This is a genomic window from Cupriavidus sp. GW823-FHT06D04, assembly GCF_058795055.1.
Window position 1 is genome coordinate 1 of sequence record NZ_JBXAHL010000103.1, and the last position, 1,658, is coordinate 1,658.

Here is a 1,658-nt window from a genome sequence, read left to right on the forward strand (position 1 = left end):
CCCCCGGCGTCAGAATTGTTGTCGTGTCACCTGATTTCGATTGACCCAGTCTGGGGGCGGTAGAGTCAGAGTGAATGAGAGCCTATTCAGCAGAGAGAAAGGAAGCGCTGTTGCGTCGCATGATGCCCCCCGAGAACGCGTTGGTGTCGGCGTTGGCAAGGGAGACGGGAGTTGCGGAGCAGACGTTGTATGCTTGGCGTCGACAGATGAAAGCGCAAGGAGTCCCGGTGCCGGGAGATGGAAAGAACCCCGAGGCGTGGTCCTCGGAGGACAAGTTTGCGGTGGTACTGGAAACCGCGCCGCTCAATGAAGCGGAATTGGCGGAGTATTGCCGCCGCAAGGGTCTTTACGCGGAGCAGATCGCTGCCTGGCGGGAGGCCTGTCGCTCGGCCAATGCCAACGCCGGTGAACAGGCGCGAGAACAACGACTTCAGTCCAAGGGTGACAAGAAGCGCATCCAGCAGCTTGAGAAGGAATTACAGCGAAAGGAGAAGGCGCTGGCGGAGGCGGCCGCATTGCTCATCCTGAGAAAAAAAGCCCAGGCGATTTGGGGAGAAAAAGAGGACGACTGATCAACGTCCCAGATCGCCGATTGTGTATATCGTTGATTCGTGAGGCAGAACGCTCTGGCTGCCGACTGGCACAGGCTTGCGACGAGTTGGGTCTGAGCTTGCGCACCTTCCAGCGCTGGGTTCGAGAAGGCGACGAGGTGGTCGCAGATGCTCGCACCACCACTGTGCGGCCAGCGCCAGCCAACAAGCTAAGCAAGGCGGAACGCCAGCAGATTCTTGCGGTGGCCAACAGCGTGGAGTTTGCCAGTTTGCCGCCCAGCCAGATCGTACCGACGCTGGCGGACCGCGGCCAGTACGTGGCCTCGGAGTCGAGCTTCTATCGTGTCTTGCGTAGCGCGTCGCAGCAGCATCACCGCGGTCGTGCGCGCAAGCCCTCGGCGCGGGTGGTGACCAGCCATTGCGCCACCGGACCCAATCAGGTGTGGAGCTGGGACATTACCTGGATGCCGGCAGCAATCAAGGGCCAGTATTACTACTGGTACATGATGCTGGACGTGTTCAGCCGCAAGATCGTCGGTCATGAAGTGCATCGGGCGGAGTCGGCGGAGTTGGCGGCGTTGCTCATGCGGCGAGCCAGTTTGGCCGAAGGTCTGGCTGGACGTCCTCTGGTTCTGCACTCGGATAACGGCAGTCCAATGAAGGGCGCGACGATGCTCGCCACCCTGGAAAACCTGGGGGTGGTCGCTTCGTTCAGCCGGCCGCGCGTGAGCAATGACAACCCCTACGCCGAGTCGCTGTTCCGGACCTGCAAGTATCGGCCGGACTACCCGCGCCAAGCATTCGGCAGCGTGGACGAGGCGCGTGCATGGACGCAGCGATTTGTGCGTTGGTACAACCACGAGCACAAGCATAGTGGGCTGAAATTCGTGACACCGGCGCAGCGCCACGGTGGCGTAGCCGCGGCGGTGCTGGCGCACCGTGAAGCAGTCTATGCTGAGGCTAAGGCCAGAACGCCCAAGCGTTGGTCCGGGCCGACACGGAACTGGAGTTTGGCAGACGAAGTCTGGCTCAATCCGGAACGGATTGAGCCAGCAGAACTAAAGCAGGTTGCGTGAGGTGACGTGACAACTACGTTGACAATCGCCG

At 61.0% G+C, this 1,658-nt stretch carries 1 protein-coding gene; it reads left to right on the forward strand.

The annotated features are described in order from the left end of the window. Positions 1–74: 74 nt before the first annotated feature. Positions 75–1,627 (forward strand): IS3 family transposase gene (locus AC1Q7H_RS39745; RefSeq protein WP_238553202.1). Its coding sequence is split into 2 segments (ribosomal slippage): positions 75–537 and positions 537–1,627, totalling 1,554 coding nucleotides; the frame shifts between segments, so codons are not numbered across the junction. Positions 1,628–1,658: the final 31 nt, after the last annotated feature.